18 protein-coding genes are annotated in these 15,396 nt (G+C 69.1%); 6 read left to right on the top strand and 12 right to left on the bottom strand.

The window, feature by feature from the left end; genetic code table 11:
- The first annotated feature begins 141 nt into the window (after positions 1–141).
- Together ACULK2_RS03165 and ACULK2_RS03160 are read left to right on the top strand one after the other, a co-directional pair.
- Positions 142–552 carry a VOC family protein gene (locus tag ACULK2_RS03165; protein WP_445969020.1) on the top strand — a complete coding sequence of 137 codons (411 nt, stop codon included), beginning with the start codon at positions 142–144 and terminating at the stop codon, positions 550–552.
- Between the two features lie 149 nt (positions 553–701).
- Positions 702–938, top strand: coding sequence for a hypothetical protein (locus tag ACULK2_RS03160; RefSeq protein ID WP_445969021.1), 237 nt, complete (start codon positions 702–704; stop codon positions 936–938).
- An 81-nt stretch (positions 939–1,019) separates the two neighbouring features.
- Here the strand turns inward: ACULK2_RS03160 and ACULK2_RS03155 are convergent, their stop codons facing one another.
- Positions 1,020–1,739 (bottom strand): hypothetical protein, encoded by a 720-nt coding sequence (locus tag ACULK2_RS03155; protein ID WP_445969022.1) that lies wholly within the window; start codon positions 1,737–1,739, stop codon positions 1,020–1,022.
- Between the two features lie 86 nt (positions 1,740–1,825).
- On the opposite strand from ACULK2_RS03155, the gene ACULK2_RS03150 reads away from it, so the two are divergent.
- Positions 1,826–2,848 carry an LLM class flavin-dependent oxidoreductase gene (locus ACULK2_RS03150; RefSeq protein WP_445969023.1) on the top strand — a complete coding sequence of 341 codons (1,023 nt, stop codon included), beginning with the start codon at positions 1,826–1,828 and terminating at the stop codon, positions 2,846–2,848.
- A 13-nt stretch (positions 2,849–2,861) separates the two neighbouring features.
- Here ACULK2_RS03150 and ACULK2_RS03145 read toward each other — a convergent pair whose 3' ends face one another.
- The gene (locus ACULK2_RS03145) at positions 2,862–3,536 is read right to left on the bottom strand and encodes a TetR/AcrR family transcriptional regulator (protein ID WP_445969024.1); all 675 of its coding nucleotides are present in this window, start codon (positions 3,534–3,536) and stop codon (positions 2,862–2,864) included.
- A 196-nt stretch (positions 3,537–3,732) separates the two neighbouring features.
- Between ACULK2_RS03145 and ACULK2_RS03140 the strand changes: the two genes are divergently transcribed.
- Entirely contained in the window at positions 3,733–4,221 is a 489-nt protein-coding gene (locus ACULK2_RS03140) for a DUF6326 family protein (RefSeq protein ID WP_445969025.1), read from the top strand.
- A gap of 96 nt (positions 4,222–4,317) precedes the next feature.
- On the opposite strand, the gene ACULK2_RS03135 is transcribed toward ACULK2_RS03140, so the two are convergent.
- The 3 genes from ACULK2_RS03135 to ACULK2_RS03125 all read right to left on the bottom strand — a co-directional run bounded on the left by ACULK2_RS03135 (position 4,318) and on the right by ACULK2_RS03125 (position 5,909).
- Positions 4,318–4,521, bottom strand: a complete 204-nt coding sequence (locus ACULK2_RS03135; protein WP_445969026.1) for a hypothetical protein — start codon at positions 4,519–4,521, stop codon at positions 4,318–4,320.
- Positions 4,518–5,009, bottom strand: coding sequence for a hypothetical protein (locus tag ACULK2_RS03130; RefSeq protein ID WP_445969027.1), 492 nt, complete (start codon positions 5,007–5,009; stop codon positions 4,518–4,520). Before ACULK2_RS03130 ends, ACULK2_RS03135 begins: the two co-directional genes overlap by 4 nt.
- A gap of 117 nt (positions 5,010–5,126) precedes the next feature.
- On the bottom strand, positions 5,127–5,909 hold the full coding sequence (locus ACULK2_RS03125; protein WP_501044953.1) for a LuxR C-terminal-related transcriptional regulator: 783 nt from the start codon (positions 5,907–5,909) through the stop codon (positions 5,127–5,129).
- Between the two features lie 212 nt (positions 5,910–6,121).
- Between ACULK2_RS03125 and ACULK2_RS03120 the strand changes: the two genes are divergently transcribed.
- Both ACULK2_RS03120 and ACULK2_RS03115 read left to right on the top strand, forming a co-directional pair.
- Complete coding sequence (locus ACULK2_RS03120; protein ID WP_501044952.1) at positions 6,122–6,382, top strand: hypothetical protein; 261 nt, start codon at positions 6,122–6,124, stop codon at positions 6,380–6,382.
- Between the two features lie 94 nt (positions 6,383–6,476).
- Positions 6,477–7,328, top strand: a complete 852-nt coding sequence (locus tag ACULK2_RS03115) for a MerR family transcriptional regulator (protein ID WP_445969030.1) — start codon at positions 6,477–6,479, stop codon at positions 7,326–7,328.
- 42 nt (positions 7,329–7,370) lie between these two features.
- Here the strand turns inward: ACULK2_RS03115 and ACULK2_RS03110 are convergent, their stop codons facing one another.
- The 7 genes from ACULK2_RS03110 to ACULK2_RS03080 form a co-directional block, all read right to left on the bottom strand.
- Positions 7,371–8,288: a carbohydrate kinase family protein gene (locus ACULK2_RS03110; protein WP_445969031.1), complete on the bottom strand. Its 918-nt coding sequence runs from the start codon at positions 8,286–8,288 to the stop codon at positions 7,371–7,373.
- The gene (locus ACULK2_RS03105; RefSeq protein WP_445969032.1) at positions 8,281–9,531 is read right to left on the bottom strand and encodes a glycoside hydrolase family 32 protein; all 1,251 of its coding nucleotides are present in this window, start codon (positions 9,529–9,531) and stop codon (positions 8,281–8,283) included. The genes ACULK2_RS03110 and ACULK2_RS03105 overlap by 8 nt, the downstream gene beginning before the upstream one ends.
- Before the next feature lie 81 nt (positions 9,532–9,612).
- Positions 9,613–10,659 (bottom strand): LacI family DNA-binding transcriptional regulator, encoded by a 1,047-nt coding sequence (locus tag ACULK2_RS03100; RefSeq protein ID WP_445969033.1) that lies wholly within the window; start codon positions 10,657–10,659, stop codon positions 9,613–9,615.
- Between the two features lie 25 nt (positions 10,660–10,684).
- Positions 10,685–12,070, bottom strand: coding sequence for a NosD domain-containing protein (locus ACULK2_RS03095; protein ID WP_445969034.1), 1,386 nt, complete (start codon positions 12,068–12,070; stop codon positions 10,685–10,687).
- 23 nt (positions 12,071–12,093) lie between these two features.
- The gene (locus ACULK2_RS03090; RefSeq protein WP_445969035.1) at positions 12,094–12,930 is read right to left on the bottom strand and encodes a carbohydrate ABC transporter permease; all 837 of its coding nucleotides are present in this window, start codon (positions 12,928–12,930) and stop codon (positions 12,094–12,096) included.
- On the bottom strand, positions 12,927–13,790 hold the full coding sequence (locus tag ACULK2_RS03085; RefSeq protein WP_445969073.1) for a carbohydrate ABC transporter permease: 864 nt from the start codon (positions 13,788–13,790) through the stop codon (positions 12,927–12,929). The genes ACULK2_RS03090 and ACULK2_RS03085 overlap by 4 nt, the downstream gene beginning before the upstream one ends.
- Positions 13,791–13,949: 159 nt before the next feature.
- Positions 13,950–15,269: an ABC transporter substrate-binding protein gene (locus tag ACULK2_RS03080; RefSeq protein WP_445969036.1), complete on the bottom strand. Its 1,320-nt coding sequence runs from the start codon at positions 15,267–15,269 to the stop codon at positions 13,950–13,952.
- Between the last annotated feature and the right edge of the window lie 127 nt (positions 15,270–15,396).

Raw genomic sequence — 15,396 nt, 5'->3', positions numbered from 1 at the left:
CTCAGTTCCCTGCTCCCGGACTGGGGGTACCCGATCGTTCGGCCGCCGGCACGCGGGCCCCTCGTCGCTCCGCCTCGCGCGGCGCGACCCCTCCCTGTGCAGAGCGCCCGCACCGGCTGGGCGCCGCCATACGATGATCGGATGTCGCTCTTCGACCACATCGGCATCTCCGTCGACGACCTCTCCCGTTCCATCGCCCAGTTCGACCCCGTGATGCAGGCGCTCGGCTGCACCAGGCAGGACGCCGACAACGGCGTCTCCTGGTACAAGGGCGAGGAGGAGCTGATCCTCATGCCCGCCCGCGAGCCCGGCACGGGTCCGCACCGTCACGGCCGGGTCGGGTGGCAGCACCTCGCCTTCGCCGTCGACTCGCGCGACGAGGTCGACCGGCTGCACGCGATCGCGATGGACGCCGGCTGGACGGCCGTGCGCGAGCCGAAGCCGTACCCACGATTCAACGACCGCTACTACGCCTCGTTCGTCGAGGACGACAACGGAATCCGCCTCGAGTTCATGCACAACCCGCCGCGGGAGCCGGCCGCAGCGGTCTGACTTTCCACATTCAGGGAATTTCGCATCTCACACGTTCTGGCGGAACTACTGTGTCATCGGCGCCAGCAGTGCGCCGCTCGATAGGGCGCATCGCGCTCGACCGAATATCACTCGACCGAATATCACTCGACCGAATATCAGGAGAGCAGTTGAAGAAGACATCCCGGCGCATCGGCGCACTCATTGCCACGGCCGGAATCGGCGTTGTCCTCACTTTCGGCGGCGCGGCGGCTCCGGCGAGCGCGGTCGATTACAAGATGGGGCCGTACTCGACGATGTCGCAGTGCTGGAACGCGATGACGGCGGCTCGCGCAAGCGGCGGATTGATCCTCAAGACGTGCGACACGTGGGTGGACTACCGATACTGGTTCACCGTTCGGTTCTAGGTCCCTCGAGTACTGGCCGTCGACTGAGTGGAGTCTTCGATCCACCGAAGACTCCACGTCGGTGCCGGCGGCATCCCGACCCTACGGCTGAACGGCCTCGCCGTCACCGAGCCAGTCTCGACGCCTGTCCGCGTCACTCTGGCTCGGTGGGCCCAACGCCGCATTTCCCGAATGGTTGTACACCGCTATCGCTTCCTTGGTGACCCTGAGCGCGGTGTGGTCAGCAGGCAGTTCGTTCAGCCAGGCATCGTGCCCGAGGCTGTCGATCCGCGCGCGACTCGCGCGAACCTCCGCTGCAGTCTCGGTGATCTCCTGTCGAGAGACCCAGTCCTCTTTGTCCTGCCCGGAGATCCCGAGCTCGACGCGCAACACGCGCACCAGGCTCGCGCGCGCCTCATGCAACTTGGCGCGACGCAGTTCGACGACCGTGAAGTCGCCGGCCTCGTCGCTGAGTGAATGCTCGAGCGCGATGAGGGCGAGGGTGCACCGGTAGGCCCAGACCTTCGCGAGGTGGCTGCCGAAGATGTCGATCTTGACGCGCGCAAGCTCGAGTTCGTCCAGATCCGCGATGGTGAATGAAGAATTCGGAACACCCGAAATCGCTGCGTCCGCTGCGCGCTGCGCCTTCTCCACATTCACCGTGAAAGCCGCATATGCCTCACGCCTCTGGTCACGGATGAAATTCGAGTGCGTACTGGCATGATTCAACTGCGCACTGATCCGCGGTGACACCACTGCACCGAGGACGGCGCCGACCAGTGATGCTGAGATGGCGATGAGTGCGATGATCGTTGGATCCATTCGACTACCATCTCGCAGAAATCGCCCGGAGCACCGGCCCACGCCGTCCATGGAATGCGCCGCGCCGCCCGGCGTTGCAGACCTGTATGAAGCGCATCGGTTTCCTCTCGTTCGGCCACTGGTCGGACTCGCCCGGCTCGCAGACCACGTCGGCGTCCGACGTGCTGCTGCAGTCGATCGACCTGGCGGTCGCGGCCGAGGAGGTCGGTGCCGACGGCGCTTACTTCCGCGTGCACCACTACGCGAACCAGCTCGCCAGCCCGTTCCCCCTGCTCGCGGCGGCGGGCGCGAAGACCAGCCGCATCGAGCTCGGCACGGGCGTGATCGACATGCGCTACGAGAACCCGCTGTACATGGCCGAGGATGCCGGCGCCGCCGACCTCATCGCGGGCGGCCGCCTGCAGCTCGGCATCTCGCGCGGGTCGCCCGAGCAGGTCATCGACGGCTACCGCTACTTCGGCTACGAGGCGCCCGAGGGCTCGACCATGGCCGATGTCGCCCGGAACAACGCGACGGTGTTCCTGCAGGTCATCGACGGGGCGCGGTTCGCCGAGCCGAACCCCCGCCCGATGTTCCCGAACCCGCACCCGGGGCCGCTCGGCATCCAGCCGCAGTCCCCCGGCCTGAGCGAGCGCATCTGGTGGGGCGCGGGCTCCGACTCGACCGCCGTGTGGGCGGCCGAGCAGGGCATGAACCTCATGAGCTCGACGCTCAAGGAGGACGAATCGGGCGAGCCCTTCCACGTGCAGCAGCGCAGGCAGATCGAGGCGTACCGCGCCGCGTGGGCCGAGGCCGGCCACGAGCGCGAACCGCGGGTCTCGGTGAGCCGATCGATCTTCGCCATCGTCAACGACACGGACCGGCGGTACTTCGTCGGCGGCGGCGACCGGTCGGACCAGTTCGGCGTGATCGACGACTTCCGCGCCGTCTTCGGCCGCAGCTACGCCGACGAGCCCGACGCCCTCATCGAGCAGCTGCGCGACGACGAGGCGATCGCCGCCGCCGACACCCTGCTGCTCACCGTGCCCAACCAGCTGGGCGTCGACTACAACGCGCATGTCCTCGAGTCGATCCTGACGCACGTCGCGCCGGCGCTCGGGTGGCGGTGAGCGCTGACCGGCGCTACCCGGTGACTCTCAGTGGTTCGAGGGCGGCGAGGATGAGGTCGAGGCCGAAGATGAACTCCTCTCCCGGGTCGTAGCCGGCAGCGACGAGCGCACTGGCGGACTCGTTGAGATAGGGGAACTCGTCGGCAGGAAGCTGGGGCAGGTAGACCTCCTCGGCCATCTCTGCGAGTTCATCGGCGGTGGTGAAGGGCAGGCTGGATTCCTGCAGGGCGAACCCGTAGACGTAGCTGTCGAGCAACCAGGTGGCGTGCGCCGCCATCACGACCGTGAAGCCGGCCTTTCGCAGGCAGGCGGTGACGGCTTCGCGATGGCGGAGGTTCGCGGGCCCCGGCGAGGTCCGCGACTCGATCAGGCCGATCGCCCACGGGTGGCGCGCTAGGACCTGTCGGGTGGAGACCGCACGCCGTCTCATCGCGGGCTGCCAGTCGGTGTCTTCGGGCGGGAGCTCGATCTCGTCGAACACGACGTCGATCATGGCGTCGAGCAGTTCCTCCTTGTTCGCGACGTAGTGGTAGAGCGACATCGCGCCCAGTCCGAGCGCGCCGGCCAGCCTGCGCATGCTGAGCCCGTCGGCGCCGTCGCGGTCGGCGAGCCGGATCGCCTCTCCCACCACCTGCTGTGTGCTCAGCCCCGCTCCTGACGTGACCTGGCGTTGCTCCCTCGCTGACACGGGTCTCCTCGCTCGCTCGAACGGCTTGACAATCGTACAGTGTACGACCATAGTACAGCGTACGACGTACGGTGTACGAGTCAGCAGCTCGTACGGTCCCACGACCGGACCGACGAGAACGCCCCGACCCGTGCGACGCACGTCCAGACCTGCCGCCACTCCGGCGGAGGGACCGCTCCGCTCGAAGGAAGAACCGATGACCATCCGAACGAACACCGCGAACGCGCTCGACGACCGGCCGATCCCCGTGCAGGCCAAGCTCGCCGCCGCCTGGACCAGCTTCATGTTCCTCTACGTCTACGTCGACGTCCTCAACTTCTACAAGCCCGGCGTCGTCGACGACATCCTGGCCGGCGTCGTCTTCGAATTCGACGTCAGCCCGACGCTGTTGACCGTCTTCCTCGTGACCGTCTCGATCCCGGCACTGATGGTGATGCTCTCCGTGACGCTTCCCGCTCGGGTGAACCGCGCCACGAACCTCGTCGTGGCATCGCTGCTCATCCCGTACTCGATGTTCAACGCGGTCGGCGAATCGTGGGAGTGGGCCTTCTTCTACGCCCTCTCCATCGGACTCGAGTTGCTGATCCTGGCCTTCATCCTGCGCTCCGCCTGGACATGGCCCAGAACCTCAGCCACCCCATCGGGTTCGGCGACGACCGACCTGCGAGAGGGCCTTCGACAGTAGGCCTCCGTTCGATGGTCCCGGCGCTCCACGCGCGCGGGCTCGGCGAGGCAGGTCTTCTCCTACGGCCCGCTCGGCGCGGTACGCATCGCCGGCGAGCTACGCCTCGTCGGGCACTCCTGCCGACGCAAGCGTCGCGCTCGGTGCGACCTCCTCGGGACGCCGGAGGACCAATCGCACCCCCATCCAGAGACACGGCGCGAGCAGGAGCAGACCGGTGAGGATTGCGACATCGAACGGGAGCGGGAAGAGGCCGACCAGGAGAGGCAGCGCGAACAGGAGCGGGACGATGATCGGGATCAATCCGGTCCGCCAGAGGCGAACGCGAGAAGCGGCAACGTCAGGTAGAAGCCGACCAGTCCGACCGTGATGGGGACGGCGAATGCGGGCCCGGCGGACAGGTCCACGACCAGGGAGACCGCGGCGTCCGCGTCCGTCGCGGATATCAGAATGCTGTGCATGGCGAGCTCGAACCCCAACACCAGGAGCATCGCGATCGCCGTGACCGTCCCGATGGCGAGGCCGATCGCGCCGAGCGTCCGCCCGCGTCGACGCGCGATCACGTGAGTCCCGATCGCCAAGGCCGCGACCAAGAGGGCGACGGCGCCGCCGACCTGGATCAGTAGCGTCGCGTACTCGCCGCCGTCTCCCTCCGCGATGCCGGTGAACTGCTCCTCGGCTGTTTCGGGCGAATCCGGGTACATCACGTTCGGAAGCACGAAGAGGCCGAATGGTGCGAGGACGATCCCCGCGGCGCCCAGCCAGCGGAGCACTGCATCGATGCGTTGCATGTCCACCTCCCGTGTCGGTGCCCGTTTCTCTGTTCGGAGCGCAGGTCGGAGGGCTCGTGGTCGCCATGCGCAGAATTACGCATGCCCAGCGCCGAGGGGTTGCACGAAGAGCCGCGCTCACGCCTCTCGCGGCAGCGTCGCGATGATGCCGGAGAACGCGGCGAGCCGCACGGCCGAAACCCGGTCGGAGACCCCGAGCCGACCGTAGATGTTCTGGAGGTGACGTTCGACGGTTCGCGCGGAAATGTGGAGCCGGTCTCCGATGGCCCGTGAGGTCAACCCCTGCGCGACCAGGCTGAGCACCACGACCTGCCGCGCTGTGAGGTGCGCCTCATCGGCTGCCGCGTAGGCGCCGGTCGCGAGCGGATGTCCCGCCACCCAGTCATCGAGCACCTGCCAGTGACGATGCAGCGCGACGATCACGCCCTGCGAGAGCGCAGCGAGCCGCGACTCCTGCTCGTCGAACGGATCGGCCGGCCGGCACACCCCGACCACGAGGACGCCGGCGCTCCCCCGCTCGATCGGGATCCACACGTGGTTCTCGATCTGACAGGCGCGCAGCTCGGCCTCGTAGTCGCGCTCTCCGTCGCCGCTCGAGAACGGAACTTGCGTCGTGCTGAGCGGCGCCGTCGTCGCGTGCGTCGAGTAGTAGCGTGCCAACGGATGGACTGCCGGGGCGCGATGCGCGACATCGCGAAGGTCGAACCAATCCGGGAACGGGTAGGCCGTCACGCGGGCGCGGCCGCGCGCGTCCCATTGGAACCTGCCGGTCACCGGCGCCTGGAGTTGTCGGCCGAGCTCTCGACACACCGGATCCCACGGGAACGCGCGGCCGAACCCACCGAGTGAGTCCGTGATGACATTCAGCCACTGACTTCGAGCACGCTCCATCGACTGCATCGGTCCCCCCGAACCGCGTCGTTCCCCTCAGGATGGCAGGATCCCCGCCGAACATCCAGCCGCTCGCCACGGCAGCGGATGGCGGTTGCGCGGGCCGAACCGGGCGTCGGCGACGCATTGATCGTCGATGCCGACTGTCCGTCGACCTCGAAGCAGCACTCGACTACCTCTTCGGGCCGGAGTTCAGCTCCGCCGACCGCGAGAATGCCGTGGTGCTCGGGCTCGTCGAACTCTCGCGGTCCACGCCCGCCATCGCCGACGTGCTCACGACGGCCTACACCGCCACGCGCCTCCAGCTCGCCGAGCTCGTCGCGCAGGCGCACCCCTCCGCGTCGCCCGACTCCTGCATGACCGCCGCCTACGGCGTGCTCACGTGCGCCCTCGGCTCGGTCTTCCTCGGCGACTTCGACCGCGACGCTGCGCGCGTGTCCCGAACCCGCGCCGCCGCCGAAGCGCTGCTCGCGGCGCTCTGAACCGCCGCGTCACGCCCGCCAGTGCCTCGGAACGGGACCGGCACGCTCGACACGCCATTCATTCGCGTCGACAGTGTCCCTTGACCCTCACACTGTGTCATCGTCGAACGTGGTCTTCACCATGTACACCATCGGGGAATTCGCCGCCTTCGGACGTGTCAGCGTGCGGATGCTGCGCCATTACGACGCGATCGGACTGCTCGAGCCCGCGCACGTCGACGAGCACAGCGGCTACCGCCGGTACTCGAGTGCGCAGCTGCAGCGGTTGCTGCGGATCGTCGAGCTGCGCGGCTACGGGATCGGCCTCGACCGCATCGCGACGGCGCTCGACGGCGACGACGACGAGGGTCTGCACGATGCTCTGGCCGAGCGTCGCGCCGAGCTCGCGGCGTCCGTCGCCGACGACACCGCGCGGCTCGCACGACTGGAGCGGCGACTCCGACTGATCGAAGGAACAGAGACCATGAGCGACACCATCGAATACCGCTCCGTCGAGCCCGTCACCGTCTACGCGACCAGCACTCTCGCGCACGGGATGGGCCCCGAGAACGTCGGACCCGTCGTGGGCCCCGCGATCGGCCGGCTCGACGACGCGCTGAGCTCGGCCGGGCGACCGCTCGGGGAGCCGGGCATCTTCTGGTACGAACCGGTCGAGGGTACCGACGATCTCGCGGTGCACGTGTCGTACACGGCTGAGCCCGATCCGCAGCCCGGTGAGGGCTACGACGTCGTGACACTGCCGGCCGTTGCGACGATGGCCACGTTGATCCACCGCGGCGATATGAGCGGCATCGGGCAGTCGTGGGGCACCCTGATGGACGGCATCGTGGCCGAGGGCTACCGGATCGCCGGCCCCACACGCGAGGTCTACCTCGTGGCCGACGGGCACGAACCCGGCCCCGACTGGGTGACCGAGCTGCAGGCACCCGTCGAGCGCGAGGCCTGAGCTCGGAGGGCTTCGGGCGCCGACGGATTCCTGCGCGCTCGATCAGCTCACGAAGCCGCTCGACCGGGACGCGCCCAGCTCGTGCGCCCACGGCAGGTCGGCGCCCGCGCGTGACACCGTGATGGCGGCAGCCTGTGCGGCCGCCGTTCCGGCACGCTCGAGTGCGAGCTCGTCGAGGTCGCCGCTCCCATGCTTCGCCACGAAGTCGACGAGCGAGGCCATGAACGTGTCGCCGGCCCCGATGGTGTCGACGACACGCACCGCCACGCCGTCGATGTGCACCCGCGCTCGCGGGCTCGCCAGCTCCGCGCCTTCGGCCCCGAGCGTGACCGCCGCCAGACGAGGGCCGAGCGAGAGCACCCGGTCGACGACCTCGGTGACCTCGACGCCGGGGTACAACCACGCGGCATCCTCGTCGCTCATCTTCACGACCGTCGCCAGGCGGGCGAACTCCTCGAATCGGGCGACGACGTCGTCGTGCGGACCGAGGAGCGCCGGGCGGATGTTGGGGTCGAAGGTGATCTCCTCGGCGTGCGAGCGCGCCAGCAGTCCGCGGAGCGAGGACGCACCCGGCTCGAGGAACGCGGCGATCGATCCGGTGTGCAGCACGCGGGCCGCGACCGGCGGCTCCGGCAGCGTGCCCCACCGCACGTCGAACGTGTACGCGGCGTGCCCGCCCGCATCGATGGCGGCGAGGGCCGTCGACGTCGGCGCGTCGATGATGGAGTCGGCGAGCAGGTCGACGCCCGACGCGCGAAGGTGGTCGGCGATCGCCTCGCCCCGACGGTCGCGACCCACCTGGGTCAGCAGGCCGACCCTCGCGCCGAGCCGGCCGAGACCGAGCGCGACGTTGGCGGGGCTGCCGCCGACGCGCTCCTCCGGCGCTCGCCCCTCGATCTGGATGATGTCGATCAGCGCCTCGCCGATCACCAGGATCTCGGGGCTCAGCGCCTCATTCACGATCGCGGTCCTCCATCATCGGGAACACCTCGAGCGTGCCCGCCGAGGTACGAACATGAAGATCATCCCCCATCGGGCTGAGTGCCGCACTGAAGAGCCCCGCCGTCGAGGCGAGCTCGAACACGGGCCCGTCGATGATCATCCGCAGCGAACCCGACGCGGGCACGGCCCAGTCGTCGTCACCGATCGTGATGACCGCGCTGTCGGGGGTTCGCGCGACGCGGAGCACCCGTCCCCCGCCGGAGGCGACGGTCAGCTCCCCGGCCGTCGCGTCCCATTCGATGTCGGCGGCCAAGCCTGCGACGACACCGTCGGCGGCGCGCTCGCCGCGGTGGGCGGCGACATCCGGATGCGGCGTGGCGACGAGCGCGCCATCCGCGGCCGACAGCACGAACGGCACGCTGTGCGCTCCCGCCCAGCCCGCCGCCTCGTCCGCGATGCCGCGGATCCAGAACGACAGGCAGGCGCGCCCCTCGGCGTCGAAGAAGAGGGATGGCGCGTAGTAGCCGTCGCCGTAGGTGAGGCGGCCCCAGCCCGCGGCGTCGAAGCCCCCGTCGCGGTACGCACCCGTCGCGTAGCCGGCGTAGTGGAGCACGTCGGCGTCCCACACCGAGGAGATCATCACGTCGACGCCGTCGATGTCGACGAACTGCGGGCACTCCCAGAGGGCGCCCATCCAGACCGGGTCGCGCTCGGCAGTCGAACGCGACTGGGCGACGCCGTCGTACGTCCACGAACGCAGGTCCGACGACGTCCATGACAGGGCCATCGCGGTGCCGTCCCGGTGGGCGGCGCCGACGAACATGCGCCAGCCGGATGCCTCGCGGCGCACGAACGGGTCGCGGAACGCGATGAGGTCCAGGCCATCCGGAGCCTCGACCACGACCTCGCCCTTGCGCCACTCCCTCCACTCCGCGTCGAGCGGGCGCGCGGCGCGGATGCGGCCGATGCCGAAGTCGGGAACGCTCGTGGCGGTGTAGAAGACGACCGTCTCGTCGTCGTCGACGACGAGGCATCCGGTCCAGATGCCGTCATCGCCGTCTCCGGGCGCGATCGCGACCGAGGTCTCCCTCAGCGACAGCAGGTCGGGTCCGGTCGCGTGGCCCCAGTGGCAGTTCGGCGCCCAGGAGGTGCGGTCGGGCACGTACTGGAAGAACGCGTGGTACCGGCCGTCGCGGAAGGTGATCCCGTGCGGGTCGTTGATCCATCCGGTCCGGGCGGTGAAGTGCAGGGCGGGTCTCATGGGAGGTCCTCACGGTCGAACGAAGGCGGACGAAGAGGTTCGGGCGGGGAGTCTGCGGGACCGCCCGAACCCCTCCGCGTCTCAGGCGGCGGCTCGGTCGAGCGGCGGCGCAACGGAGTCCCGCTCGACGAGCGGGCAGTGCAATGCAGTGGGATACGCGGCGAGGAGAGCTGCATCGCGCGTGCCGTGGATCACGTCGGCGAGCGTCGCGACCGCCCAGGCGCCCATCTCGTAGTGCGGGAGCGCCACCGTGGTCAGGGCCGGGAAGAGGCTCTCGGGAATGGGCGCCTGGTCGTCGAAGCCGACGACGGAGAGGTCGTCGGGAATCCGCAGCCCGCGGTCGGCCGCGGCGCGGTAGGCCCCCATCGCCATGCGGTCGTTGTAGCAGAACAGGGCGGTGGGTTCCCGGTCGAGCAGCGCGAGCGTCGCGGCGTAGCCGCCGCGCGCGTCCGATCCGCCCTCGACGACCAGCCCGTCGGTGCGCAGCCCGGCACGCGTCATCGCGTCGAGGTACCCCTGCAGGCGACCGCGCGTGGCCGGCACGTCGTCCGCGCTGGCGGCGAACGCGATCCGGCGGTGCCCCCGTGCGACGAGCATGTCGACGACGGATGCCGCGCCCGCGCGCTCGTCCGGCAGGACGGCCGGGATCGAGCCCGCGACGTCGCGCGCCCCGATCAGCGCTGCCGGGCGGACCAGGAGGTTCTCGGGCGCCTCGATGACGTCGTGATAGACGGTCGCGTAGATGATCCCGTCGGCCTGCCGGTCGAGGAACGCCTGGATCTGCGACGCATCCATCTCGGGATCGGGATTCAGCTCGGAGTTGATGATCGCGAGCGTGAGGTTGCGGCGGCTCGCCTCCTCCTGGGCGCCGAGGATGATCCGACCGGCGTGCGGGGTGGTCGCGATCTCCTCGGTCAGCAGGCCGATCATGTCGGAGGCCTGGGTCCGGAGTCCTCGGGCGAGCCGGTTCGGCCGGTATCCGAGCTCTTCGGCGGCGGCGCGGACGCGGGCGGCGGTCTCCTCGCTGACCCGGGTGTGCGGGGTCTCGTTGAGCACGTGCGACACCGTCGTCTGCGACACGCCGGCGTGCGCGGCCACCGCCTTGATCCCGACCGTCTTCTCGGACACGCGGCTCCTCGTCATCGTCGGCCCCTCACGTTCGTACCACGTCTCGACTGGTCGGCCCCGACGACGGGGCCGGGAGCGACGGCAGCGGCCTCACGGCGTTCGCCGTGCGGTCCGCGCGCACCTGGTCGTCGGTGCCCGAGTCCAGGACGGTGTTGCGAGCGGATGCCGCGTCGACCACGACGGTCGTCACCTCGAGTTCGCGCACGGTGTCGGTCGTGAGCAGCGCGTCCACCTGGCCCTCGAAGCACGAGTCGCTGGAGGTCGCCGTGACGTCCTTCGCCACGACGTGATTGCTCGAGACGAAATTGCCGCCGCCGTCGACCAGCCTGATGACAACCGGTGGCACGCCCTCCGGCCGCAGGCTCTGCGATTCCACGATCTCCGAGAAGTGGTTGCCGATCACGGAGTTGTCGCTCCCGCTGATCGAGAGCAGCCCGTAGTCGTCGTCGACGCCGTTGTCGACGCCGAGGAACGGCGTCCACGGCTCGTGGTCTCGGAGGAAGTGGTTCGACCCGACGAGGTTCTCGGAGCTGTTCGCGGCGAGGATCACCATGCCGGGGTAGAACGAGTGGAGCCGGTTGTTCGTGACGCACGACCGGGTGACGCCGTGCAGGTGGATGCTGCTCGCACCGCGGGGGAACACGTTGTTCGCGGTGATGAGCAGACCGCCGTGGTGCTCGGCGTAGATCGATCGGCCCGCGGGGCCGGCGCCGATGAGGTTGTCGGTGATCTTCGACGCCTGCCCCCACCCGCGGAGCTCGATGCAGCTGCCGCACTCGGCGATGAAGTTGTCGTGGATCGAGAGTGCGTCGGCGTTGTAGATGGTGACCGCGTTCTCGAGGTAGACGAATCCCATGCCGGTGATGCGGAACGAGTCGTTCGCGTCGGCGACGTGGATGCCCGTCTTGCCGTTGACGTACGAGTTCTCGGGGTTGCCGCCCGGGCCGTCGCCGGTGAAGTGCAGGCCGTCGATGCAGAATCCCGAGAACTCGATCGAGCTGATGCGCGGGCTGCCCTGCCGTGCGACGAGGAACGCCGCGCCATCCGCTTCGCCGCCGGCGTTGCCGCCGGGAAGGTCGAGGTCCACCAGGATGCGGCTTCCGCCCGGCCACAGCTCGTGCAGGTCCGGCCACTCCTCTTCGGGGACGTTGAACCGGATGCTCGACGAGGTGAATCCGTGCCCGGCCCCCTCGATCCTGAGGAAGCTGAGGTCGATCACGACCTGCGTGCGCAGGCGGTAGTCGCCGGGCGGGATGGCGATGACGGCGCCCGGCTTGCCGCCGTCCGCGACATCCGTCGTCGACTGGCGCTGCTTCACGTCGGCGATGATGCTGTTGATCACCGCTCCGATGTCGTCGTAGGGGTCGCCGTCGGTCCAGGTGGTGACGTCGTACCGGTTGGTGCGTGGCATGGGATTCCGTTCGAGTCCGGGGCTCAGCCCTTGACGGCGCCGAGGGTGAGTCCCGCGACGATGTGCCGCTGGAGGAACAGGGTGAGCAGGATGACGGGCACGGAGTAGACCGCAGCCAGGGCCGTCATGCCGCCCCAGTCGAGGCCGAACTGGCTCTGGAAGTTCGCGATGACGACCGGCGTGGTCTGCGCGCGCACCGAGGTGAGCAGGAGCGCGAACAGGAACTCGTTCCACGAGGCGAGGAACGCGAAGATCGCGGTCACCGCGAGGCCTCCGGAGACGACCGGGAGGACCACGCGCACCATGGCCTGGATGCGACTGCAGCCGTCGACCTCGGCGGCCTCGCTGAGCTCGTCGGGCACGGCTTCGAAGAAGCTCGCCATGAGCCAGATCGAGAGCGGGAGCGAGATCGTGGTGTGCGCGAGCGCGAGCCCGAACGACGTGTCGGTGAGCCCGAGGTTGCGCATCACCTCGATGAGCGGCGCGCCGACGGCGATCGTCGGCACCATCCGCGTGACGAGGGCGGCGACGATGAAGACGCGACCGCTCGGGGTGCGGAACCTGGTGATCGCGTACGCCGCGGGCACGGCCAGGACGAGCGACAGCACGGTCGAGATGACCGCGGTGACGACGCTGTTGACGAGCGCCGCGGGCACGCCTTCACGGCTGAGGGCGGCGACGTAGTTGTCGAGGGTCCACGTTTCCGGCAGCACCGAGGGCGGCACCGCGATCGCGTCGAGCGGCGTCTTGAACGACGTCAGCAGGAGGTAGACGAACGGGAAGGCGTAGAGGATGATCGCGGCGGCCAGTAGCACCCAGAGCAGGATGCGGCTCTTCCCGCGGGTCTCGAGTGGATTCATCGTGCACTGCTCCCGGGTCGCCAGATGAGCATGATCGCGGCGATCGCGACGGCCAGCATGACGATGAGGTAGACCGTCCCCATGGCGCTCGCGAGTCCGGGGTCGCCGAACCGCGTCATGGTGCGGTAGATGAGAAGACTGAGGGTGGTCGTGCTGCCCTGCGGGCCGCCATCCGTCTGGATGAGGATGATGTCGAAGGCGCGAGCCGCGTCGATGCCGCGGACGATCAGCGCGACGGCGATCACCGGGCGCAGCAGCGGGATGATGATGCTGAACAGGATGCGCGGGTAGCGAGCGCCGTCGATGCGCGCCGCCTCGATGACGTCCCCAGGGATGTTCTGGAGCCCGGCGAACAGCACCAGGGTGATGAACGACGTGGTGAGCCAGATGTCGGGGATCGCCACGGAGAACAGCGCGATGTCGGGGTTGCTCAGCCACTGGATCTGGTCGGGGCTCGAGAGGATGCCGGCCTCGAAGAGCAGCTGGTTGACGATGCCGAAGTTGTCGATCAGCAGGAACCGCCACAGGAGACCGGCGACGACCGGCGCGATCATCAGCGGGTACATGAACAGCGTGCGGATGACCGTCGAACGCCGGCCGAGCGCCGTGAACAGCAGCGCGACCGCGAGCCCGAGCACGAACTCGGCCGTCACCACGATGATCGTGTAGACGACGGTGCGAACGGATGCCGACTGGAACGCCTCCGACGCGAACGCGGTCGCGTAGTTGGCGAAGCCGACGAACTCGCGCGGGGCTCCGGCGAACGGTGAGATCTCGAAGAAGCTGTCATAGACGAACCGCACGAGCGGCCACAGCACGAACGCCGCGAGGAACAGTGCCGCCGGTGCCAGGAGCAGCAGGGCGAAGCGGCGATCGCCACGGTCCTTGCTGAGGTGCCGGCGGGGTCGGAGTGGGCCCCGGGTCGGGGCTCCGGGGCCCCGGGCGGGGGCGGCCTCGGCCGCCTCCTCCCGGGCCCGGGGAGCGATGGTCTCCACGATCTGCCTTCTGGTCCGGACCGTCTACTCGACGATCGCCTCGATCTGGGACTTCGCGTCGGTGAGGAGCTGCGCGGTGTCGGCTCCCGGCTCGACGGCCTTCTGCATCATCGGCACGAGCACCGAGTCGACGATCTCCTGCCACTGCGGCGTCGCGGGCCGCGGCAGCGACTGCGGTGCCTCGAGGGTGGTGACGAGCGCCGGGTAGTTCTCGAAGCCGGCCTCGCCGGCCTTGCTCTCGAAGGCGCTCTTGCGGGCGACGAGGCCGAGCGACGTGTCGGCGGCGAGGGCGTTGTGCTCATAGGCGAACGCGATGAACTCCTTCGCGGCATCCTGGTTCTCACCTGATGCGGGAACCGAGAGATACCAGGCGCCGGGCACTCCCGCGACGCCGCCGGGTCCGCCGATCATCGGCGCGACGCCGATCGAGTCCTTCACCGTCGAGTCCTCGGGGGTCTGCCGGTACGCGTGACCCCAGAAGCGCATCATCGCGAGGTTGCCCTGGTAGAAGAGGTTCTGCGCTCCGGCCCAGTCCAGCTGCGCGGCACCGGATGGCGCGTACGGCAGCAGGCTGACGTAGAAGTCGAGCGCCTCCTGGTGCTCGGGGCTGTCGATCGTGACGTCGCCGGTCGAGGCATCCAGCACCATCGCCTCTTCGCCGGCCTGCGACACCGTGGCCAGCCACTCGGTCTCGACGGCGCCCTTCACGTCGGTGCCGTACAGGTCGACCGCGCCGTCGCCGTCGGTGTCGCGCGTGAAGAACTCGGCGGCCTCGCGGTACTCCTGCCACGTGGTCGGCGGCGCGAGCGGGTAGCCGTACTCCGCCTCGAAGTCGGCCATGTTCTCCGGGTCCTCGAAGAGGTCGGTCCGGTAGAACAGGATCTCCGAGTTGGTCCAGACCGGCATGCCGACGAACGTGCCGTCGACCTGCGCCTCGCTCACGAGTCCGCCGAAGAGGTCGTCCTCGACATCGGCGGTGAACAGGTCGTCGAGCGGGGCGAGGCCGGGCGCGAACGCCGGGAGCCAGATGGCGTCGAGTGCGGCGATGTCGAACGACGGCTGGCCGGCCTGCAGCTCCGACGAGACGCGGTCGTAGAGCCCCGCGTACGGGAGCTCGACGAGCGTGACGGTCGTGCCGGTCTCCTCCTTGTAGAGGTCGGCGATCGGCTCGAGCTCGGCCTTGCCGCCGCCTTCCACGACGACGGTCAGCTCGTCGGCGTCGGATGCGGACTCTTCTCCGCCGCCCACGCCGCAGCCGCTGAGGATGAGGGCGGCAGCGCTGACCGTTGCCGCGGTGACGAGCGTGCGGCGTCCGCGCGTCGTCGGCTGTGTGCGAAGCTTCATCACTTCGACTCCTTCGTTGATGTGTGACAGGACGCAGACCCGCTTGCGACGACTTTGCCAATACGTTTTGCCAAATCGTCTTGGCACGAAGCTAGCCGAGGCATCGGGACACGTCAAGAAATCAGCG

The organism is Agromyces molybdatiresistens (genome assembly GCF_052748445.2).
Note: the sequence above shows the minus strand (reverse complement) of the source record. Positions and strands in the feature narration are given on the sequence as shown.

What these genes read in the sequence shown, in the direction of transcription:
- ACULK2_RS03095 (WP_445969034.1), bottom strand. Translation starts at nt 12,070, where the DNA reads ATGCCACGCACCAACCGGTACGACGTCACCACCTGGACCGACGGCGAC.
- ACULK2_RS03155 (WP_445969022.1), bottom strand. Translation starts at nt 1,739, where the DNA reads ATGGATCCAACGATCATCGCACTCATCGCCATCTCAGCATCACTGGTC.
- ACULK2_RS03125 (WP_501044953.1), bottom strand. Translation starts at nt 5,909, where the DNA reads ATGCAGTCGATGGAGCGTGCTCGAAGTCAGTGGCTGAATGTCATCACG.
- ACULK2_RS03130 (WP_445969027.1), bottom strand. Translation starts at nt 5,009, where the DNA reads ATGCAACGCATCGATGCAGTGCTCCGCTGGCTGGGCGCCGCGGGGATC.
- ACULK2_RS03080 (WP_445969036.1), bottom strand. Translation starts at nt 15,269, where the DNA reads ATGAAGCTTCGCACACAGCCGACGACGCGCGGACGCCGCACGCTCGTC.
- ACULK2_RS03165 (WP_445969020.1), top strand. Translation starts at nt 142, where the DNA reads ATGTCGCTCTTCGACCACATCGGCATCTCCGTCGACGACCTCTCCCGT.
- ACULK2_RS03090 (WP_445969035.1), bottom strand. Translation starts at nt 12,930, where the DNA reads ATGAATCCACTCGAGACCCGCGGGAAGAGCCGCATCCTGCTCTGGGTG.
- ACULK2_RS03150 (WP_445969023.1), top strand. Translation starts at nt 1,826, where the DNA reads ATGAAGCGCATCGGTTTCCTCTCGTTCGGCCACTGGTCGGACTCGCCC.
- ACULK2_RS03105 (WP_445969032.1), bottom strand. Translation starts at nt 9,531, where the DNA reads ATGAGACCCGCCCTGCACTTCACCGCCCGGACCGGATGGATCAACGAC.
- ACULK2_RS03140 (WP_445969025.1), top strand. Translation starts at nt 3,733, where the DNA reads ATGACCATCCGAACGAACACCGCGAACGCGCTCGACGACCGGCCGATC.